Source organism: Brevundimonas vesicularis (genome assembly GCF_044807075.1).
GTDB classification, from domain to species: domain Bacteria; phylum Pseudomonadota; class Alphaproteobacteria; order Caulobacterales; family Caulobacteraceae; genus Brevundimonas; species Brevundimonas vesicularis_G.
Map to the genome: position 1 here is coordinate 2,592,041 of NZ_CP085234.1, position 25,056 is coordinate 2,617,096.

The 25,056-nt window shown below is 66.2% G+C and carries 25 protein-coding genes and 1 tRNA gene; 10 read left to right on the top strand and 16 right to left on the bottom strand.

What is annotated here, in order from left to right:
- The first annotated feature begins 106 nt into the window (after positions 1-106).
- Positions 107-2,068, top strand: coding sequence for a M61 family metallopeptidase (locus LG306_RS13050; protein ID WP_404415222.1), 1,962 nt, complete (start codon positions 107-109; stop codon positions 2,066-2,068).
- Positions 2,069-2,180: 112 nt separating this feature from the next.
- Positions 2,181-4,157, top strand: coding sequence for a M61 family metallopeptidase (locus LG306_RS13055; protein WP_404415224.1), 1,977 nt, complete (start codon positions 2,181-2,183; stop codon positions 4,155-4,157).
- A gap of 155 nt (positions 4,158-4,312) precedes the next feature.
- On the opposite strand, the gene LG306_RS13060 is transcribed toward LG306_RS13055, so the two are convergent.
- Positions 4,313-4,993 (bottom strand): type 1 glutamine amidotransferase domain-containing protein, encoded by a 681-nt coding sequence (locus LG306_RS13060; protein WP_404415227.1) that lies wholly within the window; start codon positions 4,991-4,993, stop codon positions 4,313-4,315.
- A gap of 119 nt (positions 4,994-5,112) precedes the next feature.
- Here LG306_RS13060 and LG306_RS13065 point away from each other — a divergent pair, with 119 nt between their 5' ends.
- Positions 5,113-6,030, top strand: coding sequence for an alpha/beta hydrolase family esterase (locus tag LG306_RS13065; protein WP_404415230.1), 918 nt, complete (start codon positions 5,113-5,115; stop codon positions 6,028-6,030).
- Positions 6,031-6,165: 135 nt separating this feature from the next.
- Here the strand turns inward: LG306_RS13065 and rplL are convergent, their stop codons facing one another.
- From rplL to LG306_RS13095, 6 genes are all read right to left on the bottom strand, one after another.
- Complete coding sequence (gene rplL, locus LG306_RS13070; protein ID WP_017506702.1) at positions 6,166-6,549, bottom strand: 50S ribosomal protein L7/L12; 384 nt, start codon at positions 6,547-6,549, stop codon at positions 6,166-6,168.
- Positions 6,550-6,611: 62 nt separating this feature from the next.
- Entirely contained in the window at positions 6,612-7,127 is a 516-nt protein-coding gene (gene rplJ / locus LG306_RS13075) for a 50S ribosomal protein L10 (protein ID WP_055754822.1), read from the bottom strand.
- A 310-nt stretch (positions 7,128-7,437) separates the two neighbouring features.
- Positions 7,438-8,007 (bottom strand): DUF2059 domain-containing protein, encoded by a 570-nt coding sequence (locus LG306_RS13080; RefSeq protein ID WP_404415234.1) that lies wholly within the window; start codon positions 8,005-8,007, stop codon positions 7,438-7,440.
- A 70-nt stretch (positions 8,008-8,077) separates the two neighbouring features.
- The gene (locus LG306_RS13085; RefSeq protein ID WP_404415237.1) at positions 8,078-8,530 is read right to left on the bottom strand and encodes an NUDIX hydrolase; all 453 of its coding nucleotides are present in this window, start codon (positions 8,528-8,530) and stop codon (positions 8,078-8,080) included.
- 153 nt (positions 8,531-8,683) lie between these two features.
- Complete coding sequence (locus tag LG306_RS13090; RefSeq protein WP_404415240.1) at positions 8,684-9,766, bottom strand: AI-2E family transporter; 1,083 nt, start codon at positions 9,764-9,766, stop codon at positions 8,684-8,686.
- Between the two features lie 69 nt (positions 9,767-9,835).
- A complete protein-coding gene (locus tag LG306_RS13095; protein ID WP_404415242.1) occupies positions 9,836-10,252 on the bottom strand; it encodes a winged helix-turn-helix transcriptional regulator in 417 nt (138 codons plus the stop codon).
- Positions 10,253-10,305: 53 nt separating this feature from the next.
- On the opposite strand from LG306_RS13095, the gene LG306_RS13100 reads away from it, so the two are divergent.
- Positions 10,306-10,914 carry an NAD(P)-dependent oxidoreductase gene (locus LG306_RS13100; protein WP_404415245.1) on the top strand — a complete coding sequence of 203 codons (609 nt, stop codon included), beginning with the start codon at positions 10,306-10,308 and terminating at the stop codon, positions 10,912-10,914.
- Positions 10,915-10,978: 64 nt separating this feature from the next.
- On the opposite strand, the gene rplA is transcribed toward LG306_RS13100, so the two are convergent.
- From rplA to aspS, 8 genes are all read right to left on the bottom strand, one after another.
- Positions 10,979-11,668: a 50S ribosomal protein L1 gene (gene rplA / locus LG306_RS13105; RefSeq protein ID WP_017506695.1), complete on the bottom strand. Its 690-nt coding sequence runs from the start codon at positions 11,666-11,668 to the stop codon at positions 10,979-10,981.
- Positions 11,669-11,671: 3 nt separating this feature from the next.
- Entirely contained in the window at positions 11,672-12,103 is a 432-nt protein-coding gene (rplK, locus tag LG306_RS13110) for a 50S ribosomal protein L11 (RefSeq protein ID WP_055754816.1), read from the bottom strand.
- Positions 12,104-12,330: 227 nt separating this feature from the next.
- The gene (gene nusG / locus LG306_RS13115) at positions 12,331-12,906 is read right to left on the bottom strand and encodes a transcription termination/antitermination protein NusG (RefSeq protein ID WP_017506694.1); all 576 of its coding nucleotides are present in this window, start codon (positions 12,904-12,906) and stop codon (positions 12,331-12,333) included.
- 13 nt (positions 12,907-12,919) lie between these two features.
- Positions 12,920-13,219, bottom strand: a complete 300-nt coding sequence (gene secE / locus LG306_RS13120) for a preprotein translocase subunit SecE (RefSeq protein WP_404415250.1) — start codon at positions 13,217-13,219, stop codon at positions 12,920-12,922.
- Between the two features lie 70 nt (positions 13,220-13,289).
- Positions 13,290-13,365 (bottom strand) — tRNA-Trp (locus LG306_RS13125).
- A gap of 96 nt (positions 13,366-13,461) precedes the next feature.
- Entirely contained in the window at positions 13,462-14,796 is a 1,335-nt protein-coding gene (locus tag LG306_RS13130; protein WP_404415253.1) for a hemolysin family protein, read from the bottom strand.
- A 95-nt stretch (positions 14,797-14,891) separates the two neighbouring features.
- Entirely contained in the window at positions 14,892-15,026 is a 135-nt protein-coding gene (locus LG306_RS13135; RefSeq protein ID WP_404415256.1) for a hypothetical protein, read from the bottom strand.
- A 144-nt stretch (positions 15,027-15,170) separates the two neighbouring features.
- Positions 15,171-17,003: an aspartate--tRNA ligase gene (gene aspS / locus LG306_RS13140; RefSeq protein WP_404415259.1), complete on the bottom strand. Its 1,833-nt coding sequence runs from the start codon at positions 17,001-17,003 to the stop codon at positions 15,171-15,173.
- A 129-nt stretch (positions 17,004-17,132) separates the two neighbouring features.
- On the opposite strand from aspS, the gene LG306_RS13145 reads away from it, so the two are divergent.
- From LG306_RS13145 to LG306_RS13160, 4 genes are all read left to right on the top strand, one after another.
- Positions 17,133-17,456: a YciI family protein gene (locus LG306_RS13145; RefSeq protein ID WP_404415262.1), complete on the top strand. Its 324-nt coding sequence runs from the start codon at positions 17,133-17,135 to the stop codon at positions 17,454-17,456.
- An 85-nt stretch (positions 17,457-17,541) separates the two neighbouring features.
- Positions 17,542-18,222 carry a chromosomal replication initiator DnaA gene (locus tag LG306_RS13150; protein ID WP_404415265.1) on the top strand — a complete coding sequence of 227 codons (681 nt, stop codon included), beginning with the start codon at positions 17,542-17,544 and terminating at the stop codon, positions 18,220-18,222.
- A gap of 60 nt (positions 18,223-18,282) precedes the next feature.
- The gene (locus tag LG306_RS13155; RefSeq protein ID WP_039243735.1) at positions 18,283-20,499 is read left to right on the top strand and encodes an RNA degradosome polyphosphate kinase; all 2,217 of its coding nucleotides are present in this window, start codon (positions 18,283-18,285) and stop codon (positions 20,497-20,499) included.
- Complete coding sequence (locus tag LG306_RS13160; protein ID WP_404415268.1) at positions 20,499-21,986, top strand: Ppx/GppA family phosphatase; 1,488 nt, start codon at positions 20,499-20,501, stop codon at positions 21,984-21,986. Before LG306_RS13155 ends, LG306_RS13160 begins: the two co-directional genes overlap by 1 nt.
- A gap of 163 nt (positions 21,987-22,149) precedes the next feature.
- Here LG306_RS13160 and rnd read toward each other — a convergent pair whose 3' ends face one another.
- Positions 22,150-23,298, bottom strand: coding sequence for a ribonuclease D (gene rnd / locus LG306_RS13165; RefSeq protein WP_404415271.1), 1,149 nt, complete (start codon positions 23,296-23,298; stop codon positions 22,150-22,152).
- A gap of 79 nt (positions 23,299-23,377) precedes the next feature.
- On the opposite strand from rnd, the gene purM reads away from it, so the two are divergent.
- Both purM and purN read left to right on the top strand, forming a co-directional pair.
- Entirely contained in the window at positions 23,378-24,415 is a 1,038-nt protein-coding gene (gene purM, locus LG306_RS13170) for a phosphoribosylformylglycinamidine cyclo-ligase (RefSeq protein WP_404415273.1), read from the top strand.
- Between the two features lie 49 nt (positions 24,416-24,464).
- Positions 24,465-25,004, top strand: coding sequence for a phosphoribosylglycinamide formyltransferase (gene purN / locus LG306_RS13175; protein ID WP_404419732.1), 540 nt, complete (start codon positions 24,465-24,467; stop codon positions 25,002-25,004).
- The last annotated feature ends 52 nt before the right edge of the window (positions 25,005-25,056 follow it).

The window sequence follows — 25,056 nt, forward strand, 5'->3', positions numbered from 1 at the left end:
CCGTTCCGCCCGGCGGCGGACGCAAGATTGTCAACGGCTTCGAGCTTGACGCCTTGCACCCTGCGTCGGACTGTCGCGGCTCCCCAAGTCGCCTGAAGAGTCCTCGATGATCCGTTCTTGCCTGCGCGCCGCTCCGCTCGGCCTCGCCCTACTCTTGGCCTCGACCGCCCCGGCCGCCCTGGCGCAGCAGGCCTCGACCGCGCCCCCCGCCCTGCCCGCGCCCCTGCCCGCGATTCCGGAAGCGCGGGACGTCGCCTATCCCGGCGTCATCACCTTGGATATCGACGCCACCAACCTGGCCCAGCACATCTTTGCGGTGAAGGAAACGATCCCGGTCGCCCAGGCGGGACCGATGACCCTGTTCTTCCCCGAATGGCTGCCGGGCAATCACGGCCCCGTCGGCCCCATCGCACAGCTGGCCGGCATCGAGATCACGGCGAACGGCCAGCGGGTGCAGTGGGTCCGCGACACCCTGCATCCCTTCGCCTACCACGTCGTCGTCCCGGCCGGTGCGACGGCGCTGAACATCACCCTGCAGCACCTGTCGCCGACGACCGGCAATCAGGGCCGCATCACGATGACGCCCGAGATGCTGAACATCCAGTGGGAGAAGATGCTGCTCTATCCCGCCGGCCACTGGTCGCGGAACATCACGGTCCAGCCCACGGTCAAGTTCCCCGCCGGCTGGCAGTTCGGCACGGCGCTGGAGCCCGAAACCAAGGCTGGCGACGTCCAGACCTTCAAGCCCGTCAATCTGGAAGTGCTGATCGACAGCCCGGTCTTCGCCGGCGTTCACTATCGCCAGATCGACCTCGACCCCGGCGGCCGCTCGCCCGTCCGCGCCAACATCGTCGCCGACAAGGCCGACAGCTTGAACGCCACCGACGAGCAGATCCAGATCCTGCGCAATCTGGTCGCCCAGATGGACCGGCTGTATGGCGCGCGCCATTTCGACCACTACGACTTCCTGATCGCCATGACGGACAAGCTGGGCGGCATCGGTCTGGAGCATCACCGCAGTTCGGAAAACTCGGTCGATCCCGCCTTCTTCACCGGCTGGGACACCCATCTGTCCGACCGCGACCTGCTCAGCCACGAGATGAACCACTCCTGGGACGGCAAATGGCGCCGCCCCGCCGACCAGTATGTGCCCAACTTCAACAGCCCGCTGCAGAACAGCCTGCTGTGGGTCTACGAGGGCCAGACGCAGTACTACGGTCAGGTGATCGCCGCCCGCTCGGGCCTGCTCAGCAAGCAACAGGCGATGGACGCCCTGGCCATGACCGCCGCGACCTACGACACGCGCGTCGGCCGCGAATGGCGCGCCCTTCAAGACACGACCAACGACCCGATCATCAGCCAGCGCCAGCCCAAGGGCTGGCTGTCGTGGCAGCGCGACGAGGACTACTATTCGGAGGGCGAGCTGATCTGGCTCGACGTCGACACCCTGATCCGGGAGAAGACGAATGGCCGCAAATCCCTCGACGACTTCGCCCGCGCCTTCTACGGCTTCCAGGACGGCAGCTATACGCCCGCTCCCTATACGTTCGAGGATGTGGTCGCGGCCCTGAACGGCGTCGTCGCCAACGACTGGGCGACCTTCCTGCGCACCCGCCTGGACGCTGATGGCCCTGAGGCCCGCGCCCCGCTGGACGGTCTGGCGCGCGGCGGCTGGCGGCTGGCCTATTCGGACAAGCCCACCGATTACATGAAGACCCTGTATGCCGAGCTGAAACGCAACGACTTCACCTATTCGCTGGGCTTCCAGACCGGCGAAGGCAACAAGATCCGCAGCGTCCAGTGGAACGGCCTGGCCTTCAAGTCGGGCCTGGCCGCCGGGATGGAGATCGTCGCCGTCAACGGGCAGGCCGCCAGCGCCGAACGCCTGACCGAGGCCGTCACCGCAGCCAAGGATCCGTCGACGCCCATCACCCTGATCGTCAAGGACGACGAGCAATACCGCATGGTCGTCTTCGACTACCACGACGGCCTGCGCTACCCCCGCCTGGAACGCATCCCCGGCACACCTGATCGGCTGGGCGACATCCTGACGCCCCGCCGGCGCTGACGGCGTACGTCTCCTCCCGATCGGTCGCGAGAGGGAGGAGACACAACGCCACGCTTGACGCATCGCCCCTCGCCCCTGACGGTGCGGCTCCTTCGCCGAACCGGATGACCGAATGCCGCGTACCCGCCTGACCGCCGCCTGCCTCGCCGTTTTGATGACGGCCGCCGCTTCGCCAGTTCTGGCCCAGAGTTTCCAGTCGACCCCTATCGTCACCGATGCGACCCAGGCGCCGCTGGCCCTGCCCCGCGCCCAGCCAGCCATCCCGGCGCCACAGGACAAGCCTTGTCCGGGCGTGATCCAATACCGCGCCGACATCACCGACCTGGACCGCCGCATCATCCGCGTCAGCCAGACCATCCCGGTCGCCGGTCCTGGCCCGCTGACCCTGCTCTATCCCAAGTTCCTGCCCGGCAACCACGCCGCCACCGGCCCGATCCAGCTGTTGGCTGGCCTGACCGTCATCGCCGACGGCCGGCGCATCGAGTGGCTGCGCGATACGCTGGACCCTTACGCCTTCCACCTCGACATTCCGGTGGGCGTGACCAGCATCGAGGTGCAGTTCCAGCAACTGACCCAACCCGACGCCTCCAACTGGCGTGTGCTGATGACCCCGGCCATGGTCAATCTGCAGTGGGAAAAGGCCATCCTCTATCCGGCCGGCTATTTCAGCCGCCAGATCCAGGTCGCCCCCTCGGTGGTCCTGCCCGCCGGTTGGAAATACGGCACCGCCCTGACCACGGCGTCCCATGACGGCGACGTGGCGACCTTCGCCCCGACCGACCTCTACACCCTGATCGACAGCCCCATCTTCGCCGGCGCCCATTATCGCCGCGTGGATATCGATCCCAGCGGTGAGCGCGTCCACCTGAACATCCTGGCCGACGAAGCCAAGGGTCTGGCCGCCACCGACGACCAGCTGAAACTGTTCGAGAACATGGTTCAGCAGGCCGACCGCCTTTTCGGCGCCCGTCACTTCGACAACTACGAATTCCTGTTCGCCCTGACCGATCAGATGGGCGGCATCGGGCTGGAGCATCATCGCTCGTCCGAGAACACCGGTGCGCCCGACTTCTTCACCAACTGGACCAAGAGCGCCGGCGACCGGGGCCTGCTGCCGCACGAATACACCCACTCCTGGAACGGCAAGTTCATGCGTCCGGCGGACGAGCTGACCGCCAACCACAACGTTCCGACCCAGAACACCCTGCTGTGGGTTTATGAAGGCCAGACCGAATACTGGGGCGATGTGCTGGCCGCCCGTTCGGGCCTGCATTCCAAGGACGTGGCTTTGGCGACCCTGGCCAGCGTCGCCGCCTTCTACGACCAGCAGCCGGGCCGCCAGTGGCGCGCCTTGCAGGACACCAACAATCACAATCTGCTGGGCTATCGCGTGCCGGGCCAGTTCACCTCATGGATGCGCGGCACCGGCGACTACTACCGCGAAAGCCTGCTGGTCTGGCTGGACGCCGACACCCTGATCCGCGAGGGCACCAATGGCCGCAAGTCGCTGGATGATTTCGCCAGGGACTTCTTCGGTCACGACGACGGCGAATGGGCGCCTCAGGGCTACACCTTCGAAGACGTCGTCGCGGCCCTGAACGCCGTCTATCCTCACGACTGGGCCGCCTTCCTGCGCACCCGTCTGGACGCCGTCGGCCCCGACGCCAGGGCGCCGCTGGCCGGGATCGAGCGTGGCGGCTGGCGGCTGACCTACACCGACACGCCCTCGGCGGCGGAGAAGTCGGTTCAAAGCGGCTGGGCCAACGACTTCCAGTATTCGCTGGGCTTCACCCTGTCGGGCGACAAGCTGACCAACATCCGCTGGGGCGGCCCCGCCTTCGAGCAAGGCCTCGGCGCCGGCTGGAGCCTGGTCGCCGTCAACGGCAAGACCGGTTCGGCCGAGGTGTTGCGCGACGCCGTTACGGCGGCGAAAGGGACCGACGCCCCGATCGAACTGTTGCTGAAATCCGGCGATCGCTTCCGCACGGTGGCCTTCGATTACCACGACGGCCTGCGCTACCCCAGCCTGGAACGGATCGAGGGCGCGCCGGATCGCCTGTCCGACATCCTCGCGCCCCGCCGGCGCTAACTCTGGGCGATCGTCTCCTCCCCACTCGGTGGGGAGGTGGCGCGACGCGCCTTCGCGTCGCGACGGAGGGGCTCTTTAGGTCAGTGGGACTTCAAGAACCCCTCCACCGCTTCGCGGTCCCCCTCCCCGCGTCGCGGGGAGGAGACAGTATTTCCTTACGCCTTCAACAGCTTCAGCAACGCCTCGGCCGCTGCGTGCGATGAGCCCGGATTCTGCCCTGTCACCAGCTTGCCGTCGGTCAGAACATAGGAGCCCCAGTCCGGCCCCTTGGAGTAGTCGCCGCCGTTGGCGGTCAGCACGTTCTCGACCAGGAACGGCACCACGTCGGTCAGGCCCACGGCCTCCTCTTCGGAGTTGGTGAAGCCGGTGACCTTGCGGCCGTTGACCAGCGGCTTGCCGTCCGGCCCGTTCACCGACTTCAGCACCCCGGGCGCATGACAGACGAAGCCGGTCGGCTTGTCCGCCTTGGCGAAGGCCTCGATCAGGGCGATGGAGTCGGCGTCGTTCGCCAGGTCCCACAGCGGTCCGTGGCCGCCGGGATAGAAGACGGCGTCGAAATCCTCGGCTTTCACCGACGACAGGACGACCGTCGAGGCCAGGGCGGCCTGGGCTTCAGCGTCGGCCTTGAACCGGCGCGTGTCGTCCGTCTGGGCGTCGGGGTCGTCGCTCTTGGGGTCCAACGGCGGTTGACCGCCCTTGGGCGAGGCCAGCACGAGCTCCGCGCCCGCATCCTTCAGCGCGTAATAGGGCGCCGCCAGTTCTTCCAGCCAGAAGCCGGTCTTCTTGCCCGTGTCGCCGAGTTGGTCGTGCGACGTCAGCACCAGCAGAATTTTCATAGGGGATGGCTCCGTCTTGGGGTGTCCACAGATGGGAAGCCGCACGGCGCCGCTCAAGACTGGCCTCGCTACGGAAAACGCCCCACCCTGTCGGCCTCGATCAGCGGAGACGACGTCGCATGAAGCCTTGGTTTGGTCTGTTCGCCGCCCTGACGGGCCTGATGATCTTCAGCCCGTCGGCTCAAGCGGCCGGCCCCTGCAACGTCGGACAGGCGGGCGCGACCCAGGCCGTCGCCATCGGCCGCTCCGGTCGCACGATGCGGATCCACCTGCCCGCCGATTTTGACCCCGCAAAGCCTGCGCCTCTGGTCTTCCTGCTGCACGGCAGCGGCGGCACGGGAGAGAAGATGCTGGCGTCTTCCGGCCTGGCTGAGGCGGCGGATCGGCACGGCTTCATCGTCGCCGCGCCCGACGCCGGCATTCGGATCGATCAAGGTTTCGTCTGGAATATCCCCGGCGTGCCGACCGTCACCGGCAGGGTTCCCGGCCCCGGCGACGCCGACGATGTCGCCTATCTGACGGGAGCCATCGATTATCTGGCCGACCAGGGCTGCGTCGACGACGGCCGGGTCTATGCGACGGGCCTGTCGGGCGGCGGGCGGATGGCGTCCTGGCTGGGTTGCGTCGCCGCCGACCGCTTCGCCGCCATCGCCCCGGTCGTCGGCTTGCGCGCCGGCAATCCCAGAAAGGACCGCCCGGAGGAACCGGATCCCGCCACCTGCCGCCCTCCGCGCCCCATGCCGGTCATCGCCTTCGCCGGCGACGCCGACACGACCAATCCGATCCACGGCGGCGGTGCAGGCTATTGGAGCTACACCATGCATGCCGCCGAACAGCGCTGGGCCCAGCTGAACGGCTGTGCCCAGGTGCGCGACACCCGCTGGATCGCCGACAATATCTATGAAGAGCGCTACTCAGCCTGCCGCGACGGCGCGGACGTGGTGGGCCGCATCACCGCCGGCGGCGGCCACAGCTGGGTCGCCGACAACAACGCCCTATGGGCCTTCTTCGCGGCCCGCACCCGCCCGCAGCGCTGATGCAGACCAAGCCCTAGCCTTGGTGCCGCTCATGGGCCTCAAGTAGCGCGAAGCGCGGTAGGCCCTAAAAAGAAAAAGACCCGGCGGTTTCCCGCCGGGCCTTTCCGATCTTCAGCAAATGCCGAGAGTCAGATCTTACTTGATCTGGACTTTGGCGCCGGCTTCCGTCAGCTTCTTGGCGACTTCGTCGGCTTGTTGCTTGGAGACGTTCTCGACGACGTTCTGCGGAGCGCCTTCGACCAGGTCCTTGGCTTCCTTCAGACCCAGGTCCGAACGGACGCCGCGGACTTCCTTGATCACGTTGATCTTCTTGTCGCCGCCGTCGACCAGGACGACGGTGAATTCGGTTTGCTCTTCGGCAGCTTCAGCCGGAGCGCCGCCGCCGGCGGCCGGAGCAGCCATGGCGACCGGAGCAGCGGCGCTGACGCCCCACTTTTCTTCCAGCAGCTTGGAGAGTTCAGCAGCTTCGAGGACGGTCAGAGCGGACAGGTCTTCGACGATCTTGGCGAGGTCAGCCATTGTCAGTTTTCCTTCGGAGGATTGGTTTTAGAGAGTGATGCAGAGATGAAAGGCTGGGCCGCTTACGCGGCTTCCTTGGTGGCGTAGGCGTTGAACACGCGAGCCAGCTGACCGGCGGGTGCTTGCAGCACGCCGGCGATACGGGTCGCAGGCGCGTTGAGCAGGCCGATGAGTTGACCGCGAACCTCGTCGAGCGTCGGGAGCTTGGACAGTGCGTCCACGCCCTTTTGGTCGACGATGGTCGAGCCCATGAAGCCGCCGACGATCTTGAAGCGATCGTTGGCCTTGGCGAATTCGGTGGCGACCTTGGCGGCCGTACCGGGGTTCTCGGAATAGGCGATGCCCACGGGACCCTTGAACAGGTTGTGGTAGTCGCTGCCTTCCTCGGCTTCGAGCGCCTTCAGCGCCAGGCGGTTCTTGACCACCTTGAACGCGCCGCCTTCTTTTCGAAGACGGCCACGCAGATCTTCCATTTCCGCAACGGTCAGACCCAGGTTGTGGGTCACGACCACGCTGCCGGCGTCGGCGAAAACGCCCTTAAGCGATTCGATAGACTCGGCTTTTTGAGCGCGATCCATTGCGGTCTCCAGTCTTGGTATTCGCCGCCGGGCTTATTCCCGACGACGGATTGGCCAAAGCGCGTCGCATCGCTGCGAAACGTCGGGCCGGTCTTATTGTCCGAAGGATGCGTCTGACGGCGTCCGTCCCGGAATGCGGGCTGACAGCGCAAGGTCGCGTCCCCATCTCCCCACGGCGTCAGAGGGCTCTCTGACAGTTATGGCCTGGGTGACCCCCACGCCCCGAAGTTCTCGGACAGGACCGTCAGAAGATGAACCTCCGACGGGAAGCGGCGCTCTTACAGGCGCCGCCGTTGGAAATCAACCCGGCTTAACGCCGGCTGGGCTTGGCCCCGGTCTGCTCAGCCTCGCCGCAATCGAACCGGGCGCAATATTTGCTCTGCAGTTCGGTCATGAAGCTGGTCATCACTTCGATCTGCGACTCTTGCACGGCCACGCCCAATGGAATCGCCTTGGCCGCGACAGCGCGCCCTACCGGACTGCGATAGAAGTCGATCTGACCGCGCAGTTCTTCTTCGGTGTAAAGCTCCGCATAGGCCGGAACCATGTCGTCCAGCAGACGCACCACCATCCGGCTGAGCATCGGCGGCATATTGGTCCGGATCCAGGCCGCCTCCTCGCCGCCTTTCTGAGTGATCTCGTCCAACTGCTCGCCCATGGCCTGCTCGAACTCCTTCATGAAGTTCGGCCCGGCAGAGAGATTGATCAGTTCGCGCGCCAGGACACTGCGGCGGGCCAGGCCTTCGTCTGGACGAACGACGACCTGGAGGCGCTCCTCGCCGCGGTTCGGCGCCTCAGTGCTTTGCGCCAGCGCTGCCGTACCCGAACCGAACGCCGAAACAAGCGCCACTCCCAGCGCCAGATTATGAATGATGGTCATGATCGCCTCCCCTGCTCCCTTATCGGCAGGTATCACCCAAGCTGACCAGTCGAATTCGACCGACGGTTGCTCAATCTTCCAGCGGCGTGGCGTCGAAGTCGCGGATCAGGGCGGCCAGGTCAGGCTCGTGAACCAGGTCCGCCGCCTCGCTCAGGCTCATCCAGCGGCGTTCGCGCTGATGCGCCTCGGGCCAGGCGCCCATCTGGATCAGGACTTCCAGCGGATAGACCGACACTACGCACTGTCGTACGCCCCCGTCCTTCAGACCCTTGGCGTAGCGGAAGACGCCGATGGACTGGATGTCGATGTCGCCCTTGACCCCGGCCTCCTCCATCGCCTCCTGCGCGGCGGCTTCGGGGTCGCTCTTGCCGACCATCCGCCCGCCCTTTGGAATCACCCAGCGCCGCGTTTCGCGCGAGGTGATCATCAGGATGCGACGCTCGCCATCCTCCAGCCGCCACGGCAGGGCCGCGACCTGACGGGTCTCGGAGCGTGAGGTGCGTTTCGACCGGGCCTGCGCCACGCCTCAGCCCTCGCCCATCGCGTGAGCGGTCCTGACGATTCGTGCTGGCGCTCGCCCAATCTTCACGTCTGGTTCCAGGTCTGCCGGTCGCGGCCGCCCTCGAAACGGGATCGCAACGCCTGCGTCAAGTTGTCAGACCACGGACGGTCCCATTTATTTCTCGCCGGGCACCTTGGCCTCGGGATCGCCCAGCACGTCCTGACGATACAGCATGGTGATCAGCGTGTGCAGCACCAGCGCCAGCGGCGTGGCGAACAGCACGCCCAGCGGGCCGAACAGGGTGCCGATGCCCACCACGGCGAAGATGCCCAGCACGACGGGCAGGTTTGCGACGTTCTTCTGCACCATCGGCGTGATGAAGTTGCTTTCCAGCTGGGACACAACGACATACAGCGCCAGCGTCATCAAAGCCGTCTGCCACCCTTGCGTGGCGCCGACCAGCACGGCCGGCACGGTGGAGACGATGGGACCCACGATCGGCACGAACTGCGCCAGACCCGTCAGCAGACCCAGCCCCAGCGCCGACGGCACGCCGATGATGGCCAGCCCTACGCCCGTTAGTGTCCCGACCAGCACCATCGAGAACAGCTGCGCCTTCAGCCAGCCCTTCAGCGCCTTGCCGCAGCTGTTCAGCACTTCGCGCATTCGCGGCCGCCGATCCATGGGCAGCATGGACAGCAGCCCTTCGCGCGACTTGGCGGGCTCGATCGCCAGGAAGACACCGGCCACAACGACGAGCAACAGGGTCGTCACGCCAGATGCGAAGCCCAGGGCGAACTTCTGCGCCACCTGCAGCGCCTGACCGGCTCTGTCGCCCAAGCCCTGGATCTGGTCGAACAGTTGCGCGGCATAAGGTTGGGCCTGAATCCAGGACTGCACTTGGTTCCAGCCTTCCGGCACCACGGCGGACAAGGCGACGACCTGCTCGGTGATCTGCGTGCCGAACAGGGTCAGCACGCCCGCCAGCACGGCGACGACGATCAGGAGCGACAGGAGGACGGCCAGCGGGTCCGGCGCCTTCAGCCAGCGCACGATGGGATCGGCCAAGGCCCGCAGGATCACCGCCACCACGATAGCGCCGAAGATCAGCAGCCACAGAGTCTGAAGCGCCACGATCAGCTGGACCGCGAAATAGGCCGCCACCAGCACGATGGCGCCGAACGCGAGGCGCCCCTTCCACGGGTCGTGGCCGCCCACGCCAGGCTTGTCGCCGATCAGTTTTCCCAGTCCGAACATATCGCCCCCTTCAAGGTCGCGACAGGAACGCGGGTCGAGCGTGGCCGTTCGCCGCATGCGATAAAAAAGTCAGTGGGCGTCGGAGGATCGCTGATCGTAGGCCATCTGGGCCGCCGCGACGTCCGGCATCCGGGTCTCGGCCCAGTCGATCATCGACTGCATCGCCGCCATCAGGGTCCGGCCCAGCGGCGTGACCGCATAGGTCACCGACACCGGCACGGTGGCCACGACGGAGCGCGACACCAGCCCGTCGCGCTCCAGCGACTTCAGCGTCTGGCTCAGCATCTTCTGCGACACCCCATCGACCCGCTGCTTCAGGGCGTTGAAGCGGATCGGCCCCTCGCCCAGCACGATCAGGATCAGGGTGCTCCACTTGTCGGCGATGCGGTCGAGCAGCTGCCGCGTCGGACAGTTCGCTGCTAACACGTCGCCGCGCAGCCAGGTTTCTTGAAGGTGACCAGGTGTCTGAGAGGTGCCGTCTTGCATGGGCGCATCCCATATCGCACCTGGTATCCATTGGATACCCAAAGGAGCCTTCCATGAAAGTCGCAGTTCTCGGCGCCAGCGGTCGCGCCGGCTCGGAAATCACCAAGGAACTGGCCGCGCGCGGTCACACGGTCACCGCCATCGCCCGCAAGCCGGAGGCGATCCCGACCGCCACCGGCGTCACGCCTGTCGCCGGCGACGCCTCGGACGCCGCTGGGCTCGCCGATCTGATCAAGGGTTCGGACGCTGTCATCAGCGCCCTGCACTTCGATATTCCCGCCGCGAAGATCCTTGGCGCGCTGAAGACCGCCGGCGTCCCGCGCCTGCTCGTCACCGGCGGCGCCGCCAGCCTGGAGGTCGCGCCCGGCGTCCTCTTGTTCGACACGCCGCAGTTTCCGGCCGAATGGAAGCCCATCGCCAAGGGCGGCCTGACCTTCCTGGACGACCTGCGTCAGGAAACGGACATCGACTGGACCTTCTTCTCCCCCGCGGCCCTGATCGAGGAAACGCCGCGCCTGGGCCACTATCGCACCGGGACCGACCAACTGGTCGTGGACGCCAACGGCGACAGCAAGATCGGCTTCTCCGACTACGCCATCGCCATGACCGACGAGCTGGAGAACCCCAAGCACAGCCGCGCCCGCTTCACCGCCGCCTACTGATCCGGGCAAGAAAAAACGGCGGGGATCGCTCCCCGCCGTTCTTCAGTGTGGCTTGTCTTGCGACTTAGGCGCCCAGCGAGGCCGGATCGACCTTGAAGCCCGGGCCCATCGTCGAGGACAGGCTGATGCGCTTCACATAGGTGCCCTTGGCGCCCGACGGCTTGGAACGCACCAGGGCGTCCACGATGGCCTTCACGTTGGCTTCCAGAGCATCCTGGGTGAACGAGACCTTGCCGATGCCGGCGTGGACGATGCCCGCCTTCTCGACGCGGAACTCGACGGCGCCGCCCTTGGCGTCCTTGACGGCCTGGGCCACGTTCGGGGTCACGGTGCCGACCTTGGGGTTCGGCATCAGGCCGCGCGGGCCCAGCACCTTACCCAGACGGCCGACCAGGGCCATCATGTCCGGCGACGCGATCACGCGATCGAACTCCATGAAGCCGCCGGCGATCTTTTCGTACAGATCTTCGGCGCCGACGTGTTCAGCGCCGGCTGCGGTGGCCTCGGCGGCCTTGGCGTCCTTGGCGAAGACGGCGACGCGAACGTCACGGCCGGTGCCCGACGGCAGGTTGACGACGCCACGGACCTGTTGGTCGGCGTGACGCGGGTCGACGCCCAGGTTGACCGAGATTTCCAGCGACTCGTCGAACTTGGCCTTGGCGTTTTCCTTGGCCAGCTTGATGGCGTCGGAGAACGGCAGCAGATCCTGGGTCACGCCGGTGCGGGCCTTGAAGGCCTTGGTTTGCTTGGCCATGGTTTAGCCCTCCACCACTTCGAGGCCCATCGCGCGGGCGGAGCCTTCGATGATCTTGGCCGCCGCGTCGATGTCGTTGGCGTTCAGATCCTTCATCTTCTTTTCGGCGATCTCGCGCAGTTGCGCCTGCGTGATCTTGCCGGCGACTTCACGGCCGACCAGCTTCGAACCCGACTTCAGGCCCGTGGCCTGCTTCAGATACCAGGTCGCCGGCGGCGTCTTGGTGATGAAGGTGAACGACTTGTCCTGATAGACGGTGATCACGGTCGGAAGCGGGGTGCCCTTGGCTTCCTTCTCGGTGCGCGCGTTGAACTCCTTGCAGAAGCCCATGATGTTCACGCCGCGCTGACCCAGAGCCGGGCCGATCGGGGGCGAAGGCGTGGCCGAACCGGCCGGCACTTGCAGCTTGATATAGCCGAGAATCTTCTTGGCCATTGGTCTCTCCTATGAATGATCCCGGACGTGATCCGGGACCGGTGAGCCGTGGTGCGGCATGGCTGCCTCCCACGGATTTGACGCTCCACGAACCACGGCCCGCCGAGCGAAGGCGCGCGTGTAACAGAGGGGGGATGGAAAGGCAACGCACCGCCCTGCCCTCGCCGCAGAAACGAAAAAGCCGCGCCCTTTCGGACGCGGCTTAAATCTCGACCGGTATGTGAGCCTCAGCCCGCGACCTTCTCCACCTGGGCGTATTCCAGTTCGACCGGCGTGGCGCGGCCGAAGATGGAGACGGCGACGCGCAGGCGGGCGTGTTCTTCGTCCACGCTCTCGACCGAACCGTCGAAGCTGGCGAACGGGCCGTCGATGACCTTGACCTTCTCGCCGATGTCGAAGCGGATGGTGGGCTTGGGACGCTCGACGCCCTCTTCCACGGCGCCGATGATGTTCTGAACTTCACGCTCGGAGACCGGCAGGGGCTTGGTGCCGCCCGCGGCGCCGAGGAAGCCCGTGACCTTCGGCGTGTTCTTGACCAGGTGATAGGCCTGGTCGGTCATTTCCATCTTCACCAGCACATAGCCGGGGAAGAACTTGCGTTCCGAATTCACCTTGCGGCCGCGACGGATCTCGACGACGTCCTCGGTCGGAACCAGGATTTCGGAGAAGGCGTCTTCCAGGCCCTGTTGCTTGGCCTGATCACGCAGCTGCTCGGCGACCTTCTTCTCGAAGTTCGAGTAGGCGTTGACGATGTACCACTTGTGGCGCGGATTGGCGGGCTTTGCGGGCGCTGCATCGGTCATGGGCGCGTCTTTCTCAGGATCCGAGAGCGATGATGTAGCGGAAGGCGTAGCCCAGGCCGGTGTCCACGATCCAGAAGAAGATCGAGGCGATGATCACCATGATGAAGACCATCACCGAGGTGATCCAGGTCTCCTTGCGGCTGGGCCAGACGATCTTGCGGCCCTCGGCGCGCACCTGGCTCAGGAACTGGCCGGGGCTGGTGCGGGGCTTCTTGGGCTCGGGCGAATCGACCGTGATGGCGGCGCCGGCCGCAGCGACCTGGGGCTTCGCGCTGCCTTGAGGCCGCTTGCCGGGAGTTTTGGCCTTGGCCATCAGTTGCTCTTCACACAATTGTTCCTGTCGCCCCAGATGGGAAGTCCCATCCGGAAGCGACAGGGGGGATTGGCAGGAGTTGGGGGACTCGAACCCACGACCCCCGGTTTTGGAGACCGGTGCTCTACCAGCTGAGCTAAACTCCTAGACTACCGCGCAAACCCGAAAGGTCCGTGCGTTCGCCAGAGGGGGGCGTATGCCCGACACCGCCCGCCATTTCAAGGGCGATGTGACACTTGCGATCAGTCTTCCAGATGCGCGGCGATGGCGTCGCGCTCGTCCTCGGCCTTCACCAGTTCCTTGAAGATCAGCTTGTCGATGCGGCGGTCGTCCATATCCACGACCTCGACCTCGAATCGGCCGACCTGCAGCACTTCGCCCTCGTCCGGGACGCGCGAGATCTGGTGCAGAATCAGGCCGGCGACGGTGTGGAAGCCTTCATGCTCGCCGAAGTCCTCGCCCAGGGTGTCGGCGAGATCGTCGAGGTCCGTCTGACCGTCCACCAGCCAGCTGCCATCGGCGCGCTGATGGATCCAGGCCTGCTCCTCGTCATGGCCCTCGTCGAAGTCGCCGGCGATCATTTCCAGGATGTCGGTCGCCGTCACCACGCCTTCGAAGGCGCCGTATTCGTCGACGATGAAGGCCATGTGGACCCGCGAGCCCTTCAGGATCTCCAACGCCTTCAGCACCGAGGTCGACTGAGGGATGAAGGCCGGCTCGGCGACCAGCGGCTCCACATCGATCTTGCCGGTCGTCAGCAGGGCGTCCAGCAGGTCCTTCTTGTGAACCAAGCCCAGCGGATTATCGACGTCGTTCTCGCGCGCCACGACGATGCGCGAATAGGGGCAGGTGCGGATTTCCTCGCGCACAACCTCCTCCGGGTCGTCCAGGGCGATCCAGAACACCTCGTGGCGCGGCGTCATGGCGACGCGCACCGGACGGTCGCCCAGGCGCATGATCTCCTCGATCATCTCCTGTTCTTCCGGTTCGATCAGGCCGGCCGAGGTGCCCTCGGCCAGAATGGTGGCCACCTCTTCCTGGGTCACGTCCGATCCGTCGCGATCCTTGACGCCCATCACCTTCAGAATGCCCGAGGTCGAGGCGGTCAGCAGCAGGACGAAGGGCTTCAGCACGATCGCCAACGTCGAGATCGGCTTGGCCATCTTGGACGCCACCGTCTCGGGGAAGATCAGCGCCAGGCGCTTGGGCACCAGCTCGCCGATGATCAGCGAGACATAGGTGATGCACACGACCACCACGGCGGTCGCGAAGAATTCGGTGTATTGGACGAGCGCCGGGAAGGCGGCTTCCAGGATCCGATCGAGTTCCCCCGCGATGGTCGCCTGGCCATAGGCGCCCGCCAGAATGCCGATCAGGGTGATGCCCACCTGGACCGCGGAAAGGAACTGAGTCGGTTCTTCCGATAGTTTCAGGGCCGCCCTGGCCCCCCGGTCGCCCCGTTCCGCCCTCGCCTGCAGTTTGGATTTCCGCGAGGAGACGACCGCCAATTCAGTCATGGCGAACAAGCCGTTGAGCACCACAAGGAGCAGAACGACAGCAATAGCGATGAGTAACATCTAGGGGGTTTTGGGGACCGACGCGGCGCGACAGACGGCGTCCGCGGCGCTACATTAGGGCAGGATCGCGACCAGCGCCACGTTTTCCTTTGCGCTCAGCCCGTTCGCCCAGTTTCGACCGAGCCGTAAGCGCCCGAAACCGGCCGGCCGTTGGCGTCAAACTGGGTCGCACAGGCGCTCATGCCCAGCACGGTGCCGATGAAGATACCCAGTCGAATGGCGCGTCGCATTTGGTTACCGAAAGATTAACGTCCGATCCGAACGTAAATCCCGGTTTGCGGTTGCAGGCAATCGTGCTCGCCCTGGGCGCGAGCACAAAAAAGGGGGACGCCGCGAAGCGTCCCCCTCTATCGTCCTTGATCAGACCTCGCCGATCACACCTTGATCGGCAGGGCCGTGCGGATGTGGACATCCTTCAGCTGGCGCTCCTCGGCCTCGGTCGGAGCGTTCATCAGCAGATCCTCGCCCTGCTGGTTCAGCGGGAAGGCGATGACCTCGCGGATGGCCGTCTCGCCCGCCAGCAGCATGACGATGCGGTCGATGCCGGGGGCCAGGCCGCCGTGCGGCGGGGCGCCGAAGCGGAAGGCGTTCAGCATGCCGCCGAACTGCTCCTCGACCACCGAGGCGTCATAGCCGGCGATGGAAAACGCCTTCAGCATGATCTCGGCCTTGTGGTTCCGGATCGCGCCCGAGCACAGTTCATAGCCGTTGCAGACGATGTCGTACTGATAGGCGCGGATGGTCAGCGGGTCCTGATTCTCCAGGGCCTCCAGCCCGCCCTGCGGCATGGAGAAGGGGTTGTGGCTGAAGTCGACCTTCTTCTCCTCTTCCGACCATTCGAACATGGGGAAGTCGACGATCCAGCAGAATTTGAACTGGTCTTCGTCCACCAGCTTCAGCTCGGCGCCCACGCGGGTGCGGGCCAGGCCGGCGAACTTGGCGAAGGTCGCAGGCAGGCCGGCGACGAAGAAGGCGGCGTCGCCCTGGCCCAGGCCCAGCGAAGACATCAGGGCCTCGGCCGGTTCCTGCCCCAGGTTCTTGGCGATCGGGCCGCCCCAGGCGCTTTGGTCCTCGGACCAGAAGATATAGCCCAGGCCCGGCTGGCCCTCGCCCTGCGCCCAGCTGTTCATGCGGTCGCAGAAGGCGCGCGAACCGCCCGTGGGGGCCGGAATGGCCCAGACGGCGTTCTTGTCGTCCGCGCCCAGGATTTTGGCAAACAGACCGAAGCCGCCGTCGCGGAAGTGATCCGACACCACCTGCATCTTGATCGGGTTGCGCAGGTCCGGCTTGTCCGAACCGTACCAGGCCATCGACTGGGCGTAGGTCAGGCGCTCGAAACCCTTGTGTTCGAACGTCTCGCCGAAGTCGTTGGTGAAGGTATGGACGCCGTCGATGGCCGAGACCGGCTTGCCCTCGCCGAACTCCTCGAACACGCCGTGCATCAGAGGCTCGATGGCGGCGAAGACGTCTTCCTGCGTCACGAAGCTCATCTCGACGTCGAGCTGATAGAACTCCAGCGAACGGTCGGCGCGCAGGTCTTCGTCACGGAAGCACGGCGCGATCTGGAAATAGCGATCAAAGCCCGACACCATCAGCAGCTGCTTGAACTGCTGCGGCGCCTGGGGCAGCGCATAGAACTTGCCCGGGTGCAGTCGCGACGGCACCAGGAAGTCGCGCGCGCCTTCCGGCGACGAGGCCGTCAGGATCGGCGTCTGATACTCCAGGAAGCCCTGATCGACCATGCGGCGGCGGATTGAGGAAATCACCTTGGAGCGCAGCACGATGTTCTTGTGCAGTCGCTCGCGACGCAGATCCAGGAAGCGGTTGGCCAGGCGGATGTCCTCGGGATATTCCTGATCGCCGAAGACCGGCATCGGCAGTTCGGCGGCTTCGGACAGCACCTCAACGCCCTGGACGCGCACCTCGACTTCGCCGGTCGGCAGGTTGGGGTTCACCACCGAAGCGTCGCGGGCGACCACCTCGCCATCGACCTTGATCACGCTCTCGGCGCGCAGGCGCTCCACGGCGGCGAAGCCCGGCGTCTCGGGGTGCAGAACCAGCTGCGTCAGGCCGTAATGGTCGCGCAGATCGATGAACAGCAGGCCGCCGTGGTCGCGCTTGCGGTGAACCCAGCCCGACAAACGAACAGCGGAACCGGCGTCGGAGGCGCGCAGGGCGCCGCAGGTGTGAGAGCGATAGGCGTGCATGAAACGAACCGTCTGGAGTCTCTGGGCGGTGGAATCCGACGCCGTCGGCGCCCGAAATCGAAGCGGCGTAGGGCGCATCATCGCCCCGGAAAGTCAAGGTTTCAGCCGTTGCAAAGCCTGCCGCCGCGCATGATATCTGAGGCTTCCATCCCGCCCGAGGCCGCCATGTTCATCGTCACCATCACCTACACCCAGCCCATCGAAGCCATCGAGGAACGGACGGTCGAGCATCGCGCGTGGCTGGATCAGCATGTCGCCAGCGGCCTAATCATCGCCGCCGGGCCGATGGTGCCGCGCACCGGCGGCATTCTGGTGGTGCGCAGCGGCGGCACCAAGCAAGAGCTGGAGACCCTGCTGAAGGACGATCCGTTCCAGGTTCACGGCCTGGCCGATTACACGGTGACCGAGTTCAGGGCCGGCAAGCTGAACCCCGCCTTGGCTGAATTCGCCTGATTCATCCACAGCGGCGCGGTTCGCTCCCCGCAACCAACAGCGCGGGCCTGACGCGGTTAACGCCGGCCTCTGCTATGACAGGCGCATGTCCGCGCTGAGCGCCCTGCCCCCGACGACGACCGAACAGCTGCGTCTGCCGCTGGAGCGGCCGGTTGCGGGCGAGGCCTTCGTGACGTCCGACAGCAACGCCGAGGCCGTGCGCGTTCTGGCCCGCTGGCCCGACGGCGTGGGCGCGGTGCTGGCGCTGCACGGCCCCCCGGGCTCGGGCAAGAGCCGCCTCGCCGCCGACTGGGCCGAGCGGGTCGGCGCCGTGCCGCTGAACGGGGCCGAGGCCGCCCTGATCGATCCGCTGGAGCTGGAAGGCCGGCCGGTCCTGCTGGACCGCGCGGCGGACGCCGATGACGAAAGCCTGTTTCATCTGATCAACCTGGCCAACTCCGGCGGGGGCGCCCTGCTGCTGGTGTCGCGTTCGGCCCCGCGTCAGTGGTCGGTCGATCTGCCCGATCTGCGATCGCGGCTGGACGCCGTGCGCGCCGTCGCCATCGCCGCGCCCGACGACGCGGTCCTGTCGGCCATCCTGCGCGCCCGTTTCGCCGAACGCAGCATTACCCCGTCCGACGACGTGATCGACTATCTGGTTCGACGCCTGGACCGCTCGGCCGAGACCGCCGCTGCGGTGGTCGAACGTCTGGACGCCCTTCACCGCCCGGTCACGCGCGTTCTGGCGCGTCAGGTGCTGGACACCATGGACGCCGCCGCCGACTGACCCGCGACATTTTCTCGGCGCCCGCTTGCGGCCGTCACACACGCGCGCGAGAACCGGTTCATGACCGACGCCGCGATCCATGACGACACCCGAGGCGAAGAGGTTCCCGCCTCTCGCGCCCCCCAACTGGCGCTGAGCGAAGAGCTGATGGCCTCGCCCAGCCGGTTCTTCAATCGCGAAACCTCGTGGCTGGCGTTCAACGAACGGGTTCTGGAAGAAGCGGCCAACCCCAACCACCCGCTGTTGGAGCGGCTGCGGTTCCTGTCCATCTCGGCCAATAACCTGGACGAGTTCTTCATGACCCGCGTCGCCGGTCTGAAGGGCCAGTTGCGCGAACGCCTGCGCGTCCTGTCCGCCGACGGCCTGACGCCCGCCGAACAGCTGGAGCGGATCAACATCGCCGCCGGCGAGCTGATGGCCGAACAGCAGCTGCGCTGGCGTCAGCTGAAGAAGGAGCTGACCGTCGCCGGCATCGAGATCGTCGATCGCCAGAAGATCACCAAGACCGAGCGCGAGCGTCTGGAACCCGAGTTCCTGAACCAGCTCTTCGCGGTCCTGACGCCGCTCGCCATCGACCCGGCCCACCCCTTCCCCTTCCTGCCCAACCTTGGCTTCTCCCTGGCGCTGAAGCTGAAGCGCAAGGGCGAGACCAAGACCTTCTACGCCCTGGTCCCGGTGCCGACCCAGGTGCGTCGGTTCTGGGAACTGCCGACCGACGGCCGTTCCACGCCGGGGCACAAGCGGTTCATCACGCTGGAAAACGTGCTGCTGCTGTTCATCGATCACCTGTTCCCCGGCTGCGAGGTTCAGGAAAAGGGCGTGCTGCGCCTGATCCGCGACTCGGACATCGAAATCGAGGAAGAGGCCGAAGATTTGGTCCTGGAGTTCGAGGAGGCGCTGAAACAACGTCGTCTGGGCTCGGTGGTGCGGGTCAAGATCGAGGCGTCCATGCCGGTCGATCTGCGCGACTTCATCGTCAGCGAGCTCGAGGCCGCGCCCCAGGACGTGGTTCTGGTCGACGGCATGCTGGGTCTGGCCCAGCTGTCGGACCTGATCCCCGGCGGCCACCCGGATCTGAAGTTCAAGGGCTATGAGCCGCGCTATCCCGAACGCGTCCGCGACAATGGCGGCGACGTCTTCGCGGCCATTCGCGAAAAGGATCTGCTGATCCACCACCCGTTCGAGAGCTTCGACGTGGTGGTTCAGTTTCTGCGTCAGGCCGCGCGCGATCCCAATGTCATCGCGATCAAACAGACGCTGTACCGCACCTCCAAGGACAGCCCCATCGTCGCCGCCCTGATCGAGGCGGCCGAAAACGGCAAGAACGTCACCGCCCTGGTCGAGCTGAAGGCCCGCTTCGACGAAGAGGCCAATCTGCGCTGGGCGCGGGCGATGGAGCGGGCCGGCGTCCACGTCGTCTTCGGCTTCGTCGAATACAAGACCCACGCCAAGGTCAGTGTCGTCGTCCGGCGCGAGGGCGAGGGCCTGCGCACCTACTGCCACTTCGGCACCGGCAACTATCACCCCGTGACGGCCAAGGTTTACACCGACCTGTCGTTGTTCTCCTGCGACCCCGTCCTGGGGCGTGATGCGACGCGGGTGTTCAACTACATCACCGGCTATGCGACGCCGGACCATCTGGAAGCCCTGGTCGTCTCGCCGCTGAACATGAAGGCCACGCTGATCGAACTGATCGGCAAGGAGATGTCGGCCGCCGCCATGGGCAAGCCCGCCGCTATCTGGGTCAAGCTGAACGCCTTGGTCGATGTCGAGATCATCGACGCCCTGTACCGGGCCAGCCAGTGGGGCGTGCGTATCGATCTGGTGGTGCGCGGCATCTGCTGCCTGCGTCCCGGCGTGCCGGGTCTGTCGGAGAATATCCGGGTCAAATCGATCGTCGGCCGCTTCCTGGAACACAGCCGCATCGTCTGTTTCGCCAATGGCAAGGACCTGCCGCATGACAAGGCCAAGGTCTTCATCTCCTCGGCCGACTGGATGACGCGCAACCTGGATCGCCGGGTCGAGTTGATGACGCCGATCCGCAACGCCACCGTCCACGATCAGGTGCTGGACCAGATCATGGTCGCCAATCTGAAGGACGATGCACAAAGCTGGGTGCTGGACGCCGAAGGACGCTATACACGCGTCACCCCCGCCGATCCTGAGCGGCCCTTCTCGGCCCACAAATACTTCATGACCAACCCCAGCCTCTCCGGGCGCGGCCGCAAGGCCAAGAGCCTGCCCGCCGTCCTGCGCTACGAGCGTCCAGGCCGCTGATGCCCGACATCATGCTTACCGACCGCGACATCGCCGCGATCGACATCGGTTCAAACTCGGTTCGCCTGGTCCTGTACCGGCTGGAAGGCCGCGCGATCTGGACCGTCTATAATGAGAAGGTTCTGGCCGGCCTGGGCCGCGACCTGCCGACGACGCGCAAACTGTCGCCCGAGGGCGTGGTCATGGCGATGACGGCGCTGCGCCGTTTCGCCGCCGTTCTGGAAGGCGTGCGGCCCGACGCGACCCTGATCGCCGCCACCGCCGCCGTGCGCGAAGCCCTGGACGGGCCGGAGTTCTGTGAACGAGTCGCCGCCGAAACCGGCCTCCAAATCCGCGTCCTGTCGGGTGAGGAAGAGGCCAAATACGCGGCCATGGGCGTATTGGCCGGAGCCCCCCTGGCTCACGGCGTCTCGGCCGACATGGGCGGCGCCAGTCTTGAGCTGACCCGGCTGAACGGAGACGGCGTCGAGAACGGCCTGACACTGCCGCTGGGTCCGTTTGCTCTGGCTGACGGCAAGGCCTTCGACGCCGAGCGCATCAAGGCCCGTATCGATCAGGCTCTGAAACCGGTCGCAAGCCAGTTCAAGAGCGAACGCCTCTACGCCGTGGGCGGCGCCTGGCGGACCCTGGCCCAGGTGCAGATGGGCTTGAAATCCTATCCGCTGAAGGTCGTGCATCAGTATCAGATGTCGGCCGAGGAGGCGCTGGAGACCGCGCGTCTGGTGGCCCAACAGTCGGCTGCCAGCCTGGCCAAACTGCCCGGCGTATCGAAGAAGCGGGCCGAGACCCTGCCCTACGCCGGTCTGGTGCTCGAGGCGCTGATCAAACATCTCGGTCTCAAGCAGATCGAGATGTCGGCCTGGGGCGTACGCGAGGGCCTGCTGTTCGAGACGCTGGACGAGGCGACGCGGACAGCGGATCCGCTTCTGGCCGGCTGCACCGCCCTGGGCGGTCGTCAGGGCGTGGCTCCCGCCCTGCCCGGCGCGCTGAACGGCTGGATTTCCGAAATGGTCGCCGCCCTTCCCGAGGTGTTCGGCGAGAAACGCGACGCCGTGCTGGTCAGCGCCGCCTGCCGTCTGGCGGACCTGGGCGCCCGATTGCACCCGGATCACCGGCTGGAGCTTGTCTTCGACCAGGTGCTGCGCGCGCCCGTCGCCGGCATCAGCCACACGGAACGCGCCTTTTTGGCCAGCGCAATGAACGCTCGCTATGGCGGCGCGCCCGCCACGCCGCAGCCCGAGGTCATCGACCGCCTGCTCGACGCCGCCGCCGCCAAACGCGCCCGCGCCCTCGGCCTGGCGATCCGTCTGGCCTGCGATCTGTCCGGGCGCTCGCCCCAGCTGATGGCCAACGCCGCCGCCAAGGTCAAAGGCGGCGACCTGCGCCTGACCGCGACCGAAGGCTACGCTGACGTCCTCTTGGGCGAACAGACCAAAAAGCGCGCCAAGGCCCTCGCCGAGGCGATGGACCTGGGTCTGAAGATATAAGGCGACCCGTCTCCTCCCCATCTTATGGGGAGGTGGCGCGGCGCGCCCTCCGCGCCGGGACGGAGGGGTTCTCCAACGCATCATTGGCGCCCGCGGGACTTCAAGAGCCCCTCCACCGCTTCGCGATCCCCCTCCCCACAAAGCGGGTAGGAGACACTGCTCCCTACTCTATCTCGACGACCTCCACCCGCGCGCCGTTCAGCACCAGAGCGATCTCGCCGCGCTTCAGCTTCAGCGCATCCTCGCCGAAGATCTGGCGGCGCCAGCCCTTCAACGCGTCGATGTCGGCGTCGTCGCTGATGGCGATCTTTTCCAGGTCCGACACGGTGGCGATCAGCTTGGAGGCCACGCCGGCGTTGTCGCTCTTGGCCTTCAGCAGCACCTTCAACAGCTCCACCACCGACGGCGGCGCCGGCTGGCGGTGGGCGGGGCGCTCCATCTCGGGCGCAAAGGCTTCAGGATCGGCCAGAACCCGTTTCAGCTCCTCGGCCAGTTCCAGACCCAGCCGTGAACCGCCGAAACCCTTGGGCACCGAGCGCAGGCGATTGAAGGCCTCGACATCCGTCGGGGTCTGTTGGGCGATCTCGTCGATGCCCTCGTCCTTCAGGATGCGGCCGCGCGGCTGGTCGCGCTCCTGCGCCGCCCGCTCGCGCCAGACGGCGACGGCCTTGAACGCCGCCAGATACTTGGCCGAGAACTTCTTGGGCTTAAGCCGCTTCCAGGCGTTTTCAGGATTGGTGTCGTAGAGGGCCGGATCGGTCAGGCTCTCCATCTCCGACATAACCCACTCCAGCCGGCCTTCCTTCTGCAGCCGATCGCGCAGCTTGGGATAAAGCGCCGCAAGGTGGGTCACGTCGCCCAGCGCATAGACCAGTTGGTTGTCCGACAGCGGCCGGCGCGCCCAGTCGGTGAAGCGGCTGCCCTTGTCCACCTCGATACGCAGCATCTGCCGCACCAGCGAATCATAGGCGACCTGCTCGCCGAATCCGGCGGCCATAGCGGCGACCTGGGTGTCGAACATCGGCTTGGGCATGGCCCCCAGGCGCACGAAGATTTCCACGTCCTGGCGGCAGGCGTGGAAGACCTTCACGATCTTCTCGTCGCGCAGCAGGTCCAGGAACGGCTCCAGATCCAGCCCCTCCGCCATCGGGTCGATGATGGCGGCGTGATCGGCCGAGGCCGCCTGGATCAGGCAGAGCTTCGGCCAATAGGTCGTTTCCCGCATGAACTCGGTGTCGACCGTGATGAAGGGAGCGTTGGCTACGCGGGCGCAGAAATCGGCCAGCGCCTCGGTGGTGGTGATCGGCGTCATTCCGATGCTATAGCCCCGCGCATCCTACCTGTGGCAAGAGCCGCGCTGCATTTCCGCCCCGATTCAGGCCCGAGATCCCATGAGCGACACCCAAAAGCCTCTCGAAAACGGCCTGACCTACGCCGATGCGGGCGTGGACATCGACGCGGGCGAAATGCTGGTCGAACATATCAAGCCGCTGGCGAAATCGACGGCGCGCCCCGGATCGGAGCCTTCGCTGGGCGGCTTCGGCGCCCTGTTCGACCTCAAGGCCGCCGGCTTCCAGGACCCGCTGATCGTCACTACCACGGACGGCGTCGGCACCAAGCTGAAGATCGCGATCGAGACCGGCCGTCATGACGGCGTCGGCGTCGATCTGGTCGCCATGTGCGTCAACGACCTGTTGGCCCAGGGCGCCGAGCCCCTGCTGTTCCTCGACTATTACGCCACCGGCCGGCTCGAGATCGACGCCGCCCGCCGCGTGGTCGCCGGCATCGCCGAGGGCTGCCGTCAGGCCGGCTGCGCCCTGGTCGGCGGCGAGACCGCCGAAATGCCGGGCATGTACACCGAAGGCGACTACGACCTGGCCGGCTTCAGCCTGGGCGCCGTCGAGCGCGGCCACGCCCTGCCCTATCTGGATCGCCAGGCGGCCGGCGACGTCATCATCGGCCTGGCCTCCACCGGCCCGCACTCGAACGGTTATTCGCTGGTGCGCAAGGTGGTCGAGAAGTCCGGCTTGGCCTGGGCCGACGACGCCCCCTTCGCCAAGGACCGCTCGCTGGCTCAGGCCCTGATGGAGCCGACCCGCATCTATGTGAAGCCGGTGCTGCCGATCATGAAGGCGGGCCTGGTCAAGGGCGCGGCCCACATCACCGGCGGCGGCCTGATCGAAAACCCGCCCCGCTGCATCGCCGAGGGTCTGCAGGCCCGCTTCGACTGGAACGCCTGGCCCATGCCCGCCGTCTTCCAGTGGCTGGCCGAAACCGGCGGCATCAGCGACCACGAAATGCGCCGCACCTTCAACTGCGGCGTCGGCTTCATCCTGATCGTGGCGCCCGAGAACGCCGAGCCAGTTTTGGCCGCCCTGCTCAACGCCGGCGAAGTCGCCTTCGTCTGCGGACAACTGGAAGCGGCCTGAGACTGTGAAGACGCGCGTCGCCGTCCTGATCTCGGGGGCGGGCTCCAACATGGCGGCTCTGATCGACGCCGGTCAGGCGCCGGACAGCGGCTATGAGGTCGTGCTGGTGCTGTCGAACATCGAGGGTGCGAGCGGTCTGGCGATTGCGGCGGCCAAGGGCGTGGCGACGGCGACCGTGGCGCACAAATCGTTCGGCAAGGATCGCGAGGCGCATGAGCGGGCGGTGGACGCCGTCCTGCGCGACGCCGACGTCGAGGTCGTGGCGCTGGCCGGCTATATGCGCGTTCTGACGCCCTGGCTGGTCGGCGGCTGGCGCGAGCGGATGCTGAACATCCACCCCAGCCTGCTGCCCCTCTATCCCGGCTTGGACACTCACGCCCGGGCCATCGCCGCCGGCGACGCCGAGGCCGGATGCACGGTCCATCTGGTGACCGAGGGCGTGGACGAAGGCCCGATCCTGGGCCAGACGCGCGTGCCCATCGTCGAAGGCGACACGGCCGAGGCCCTGGCCGAACGGGTCAAGACTGCGGAGCATCAGCTTTACCCGCAGGTGCTGTCTGACTTCTGCCGAGAGTTGCCCCGCCCCTAGCGGCGCGAAGATTACAAAAACGTCATGCGACAGACCGCCGCACCGGCGCAAT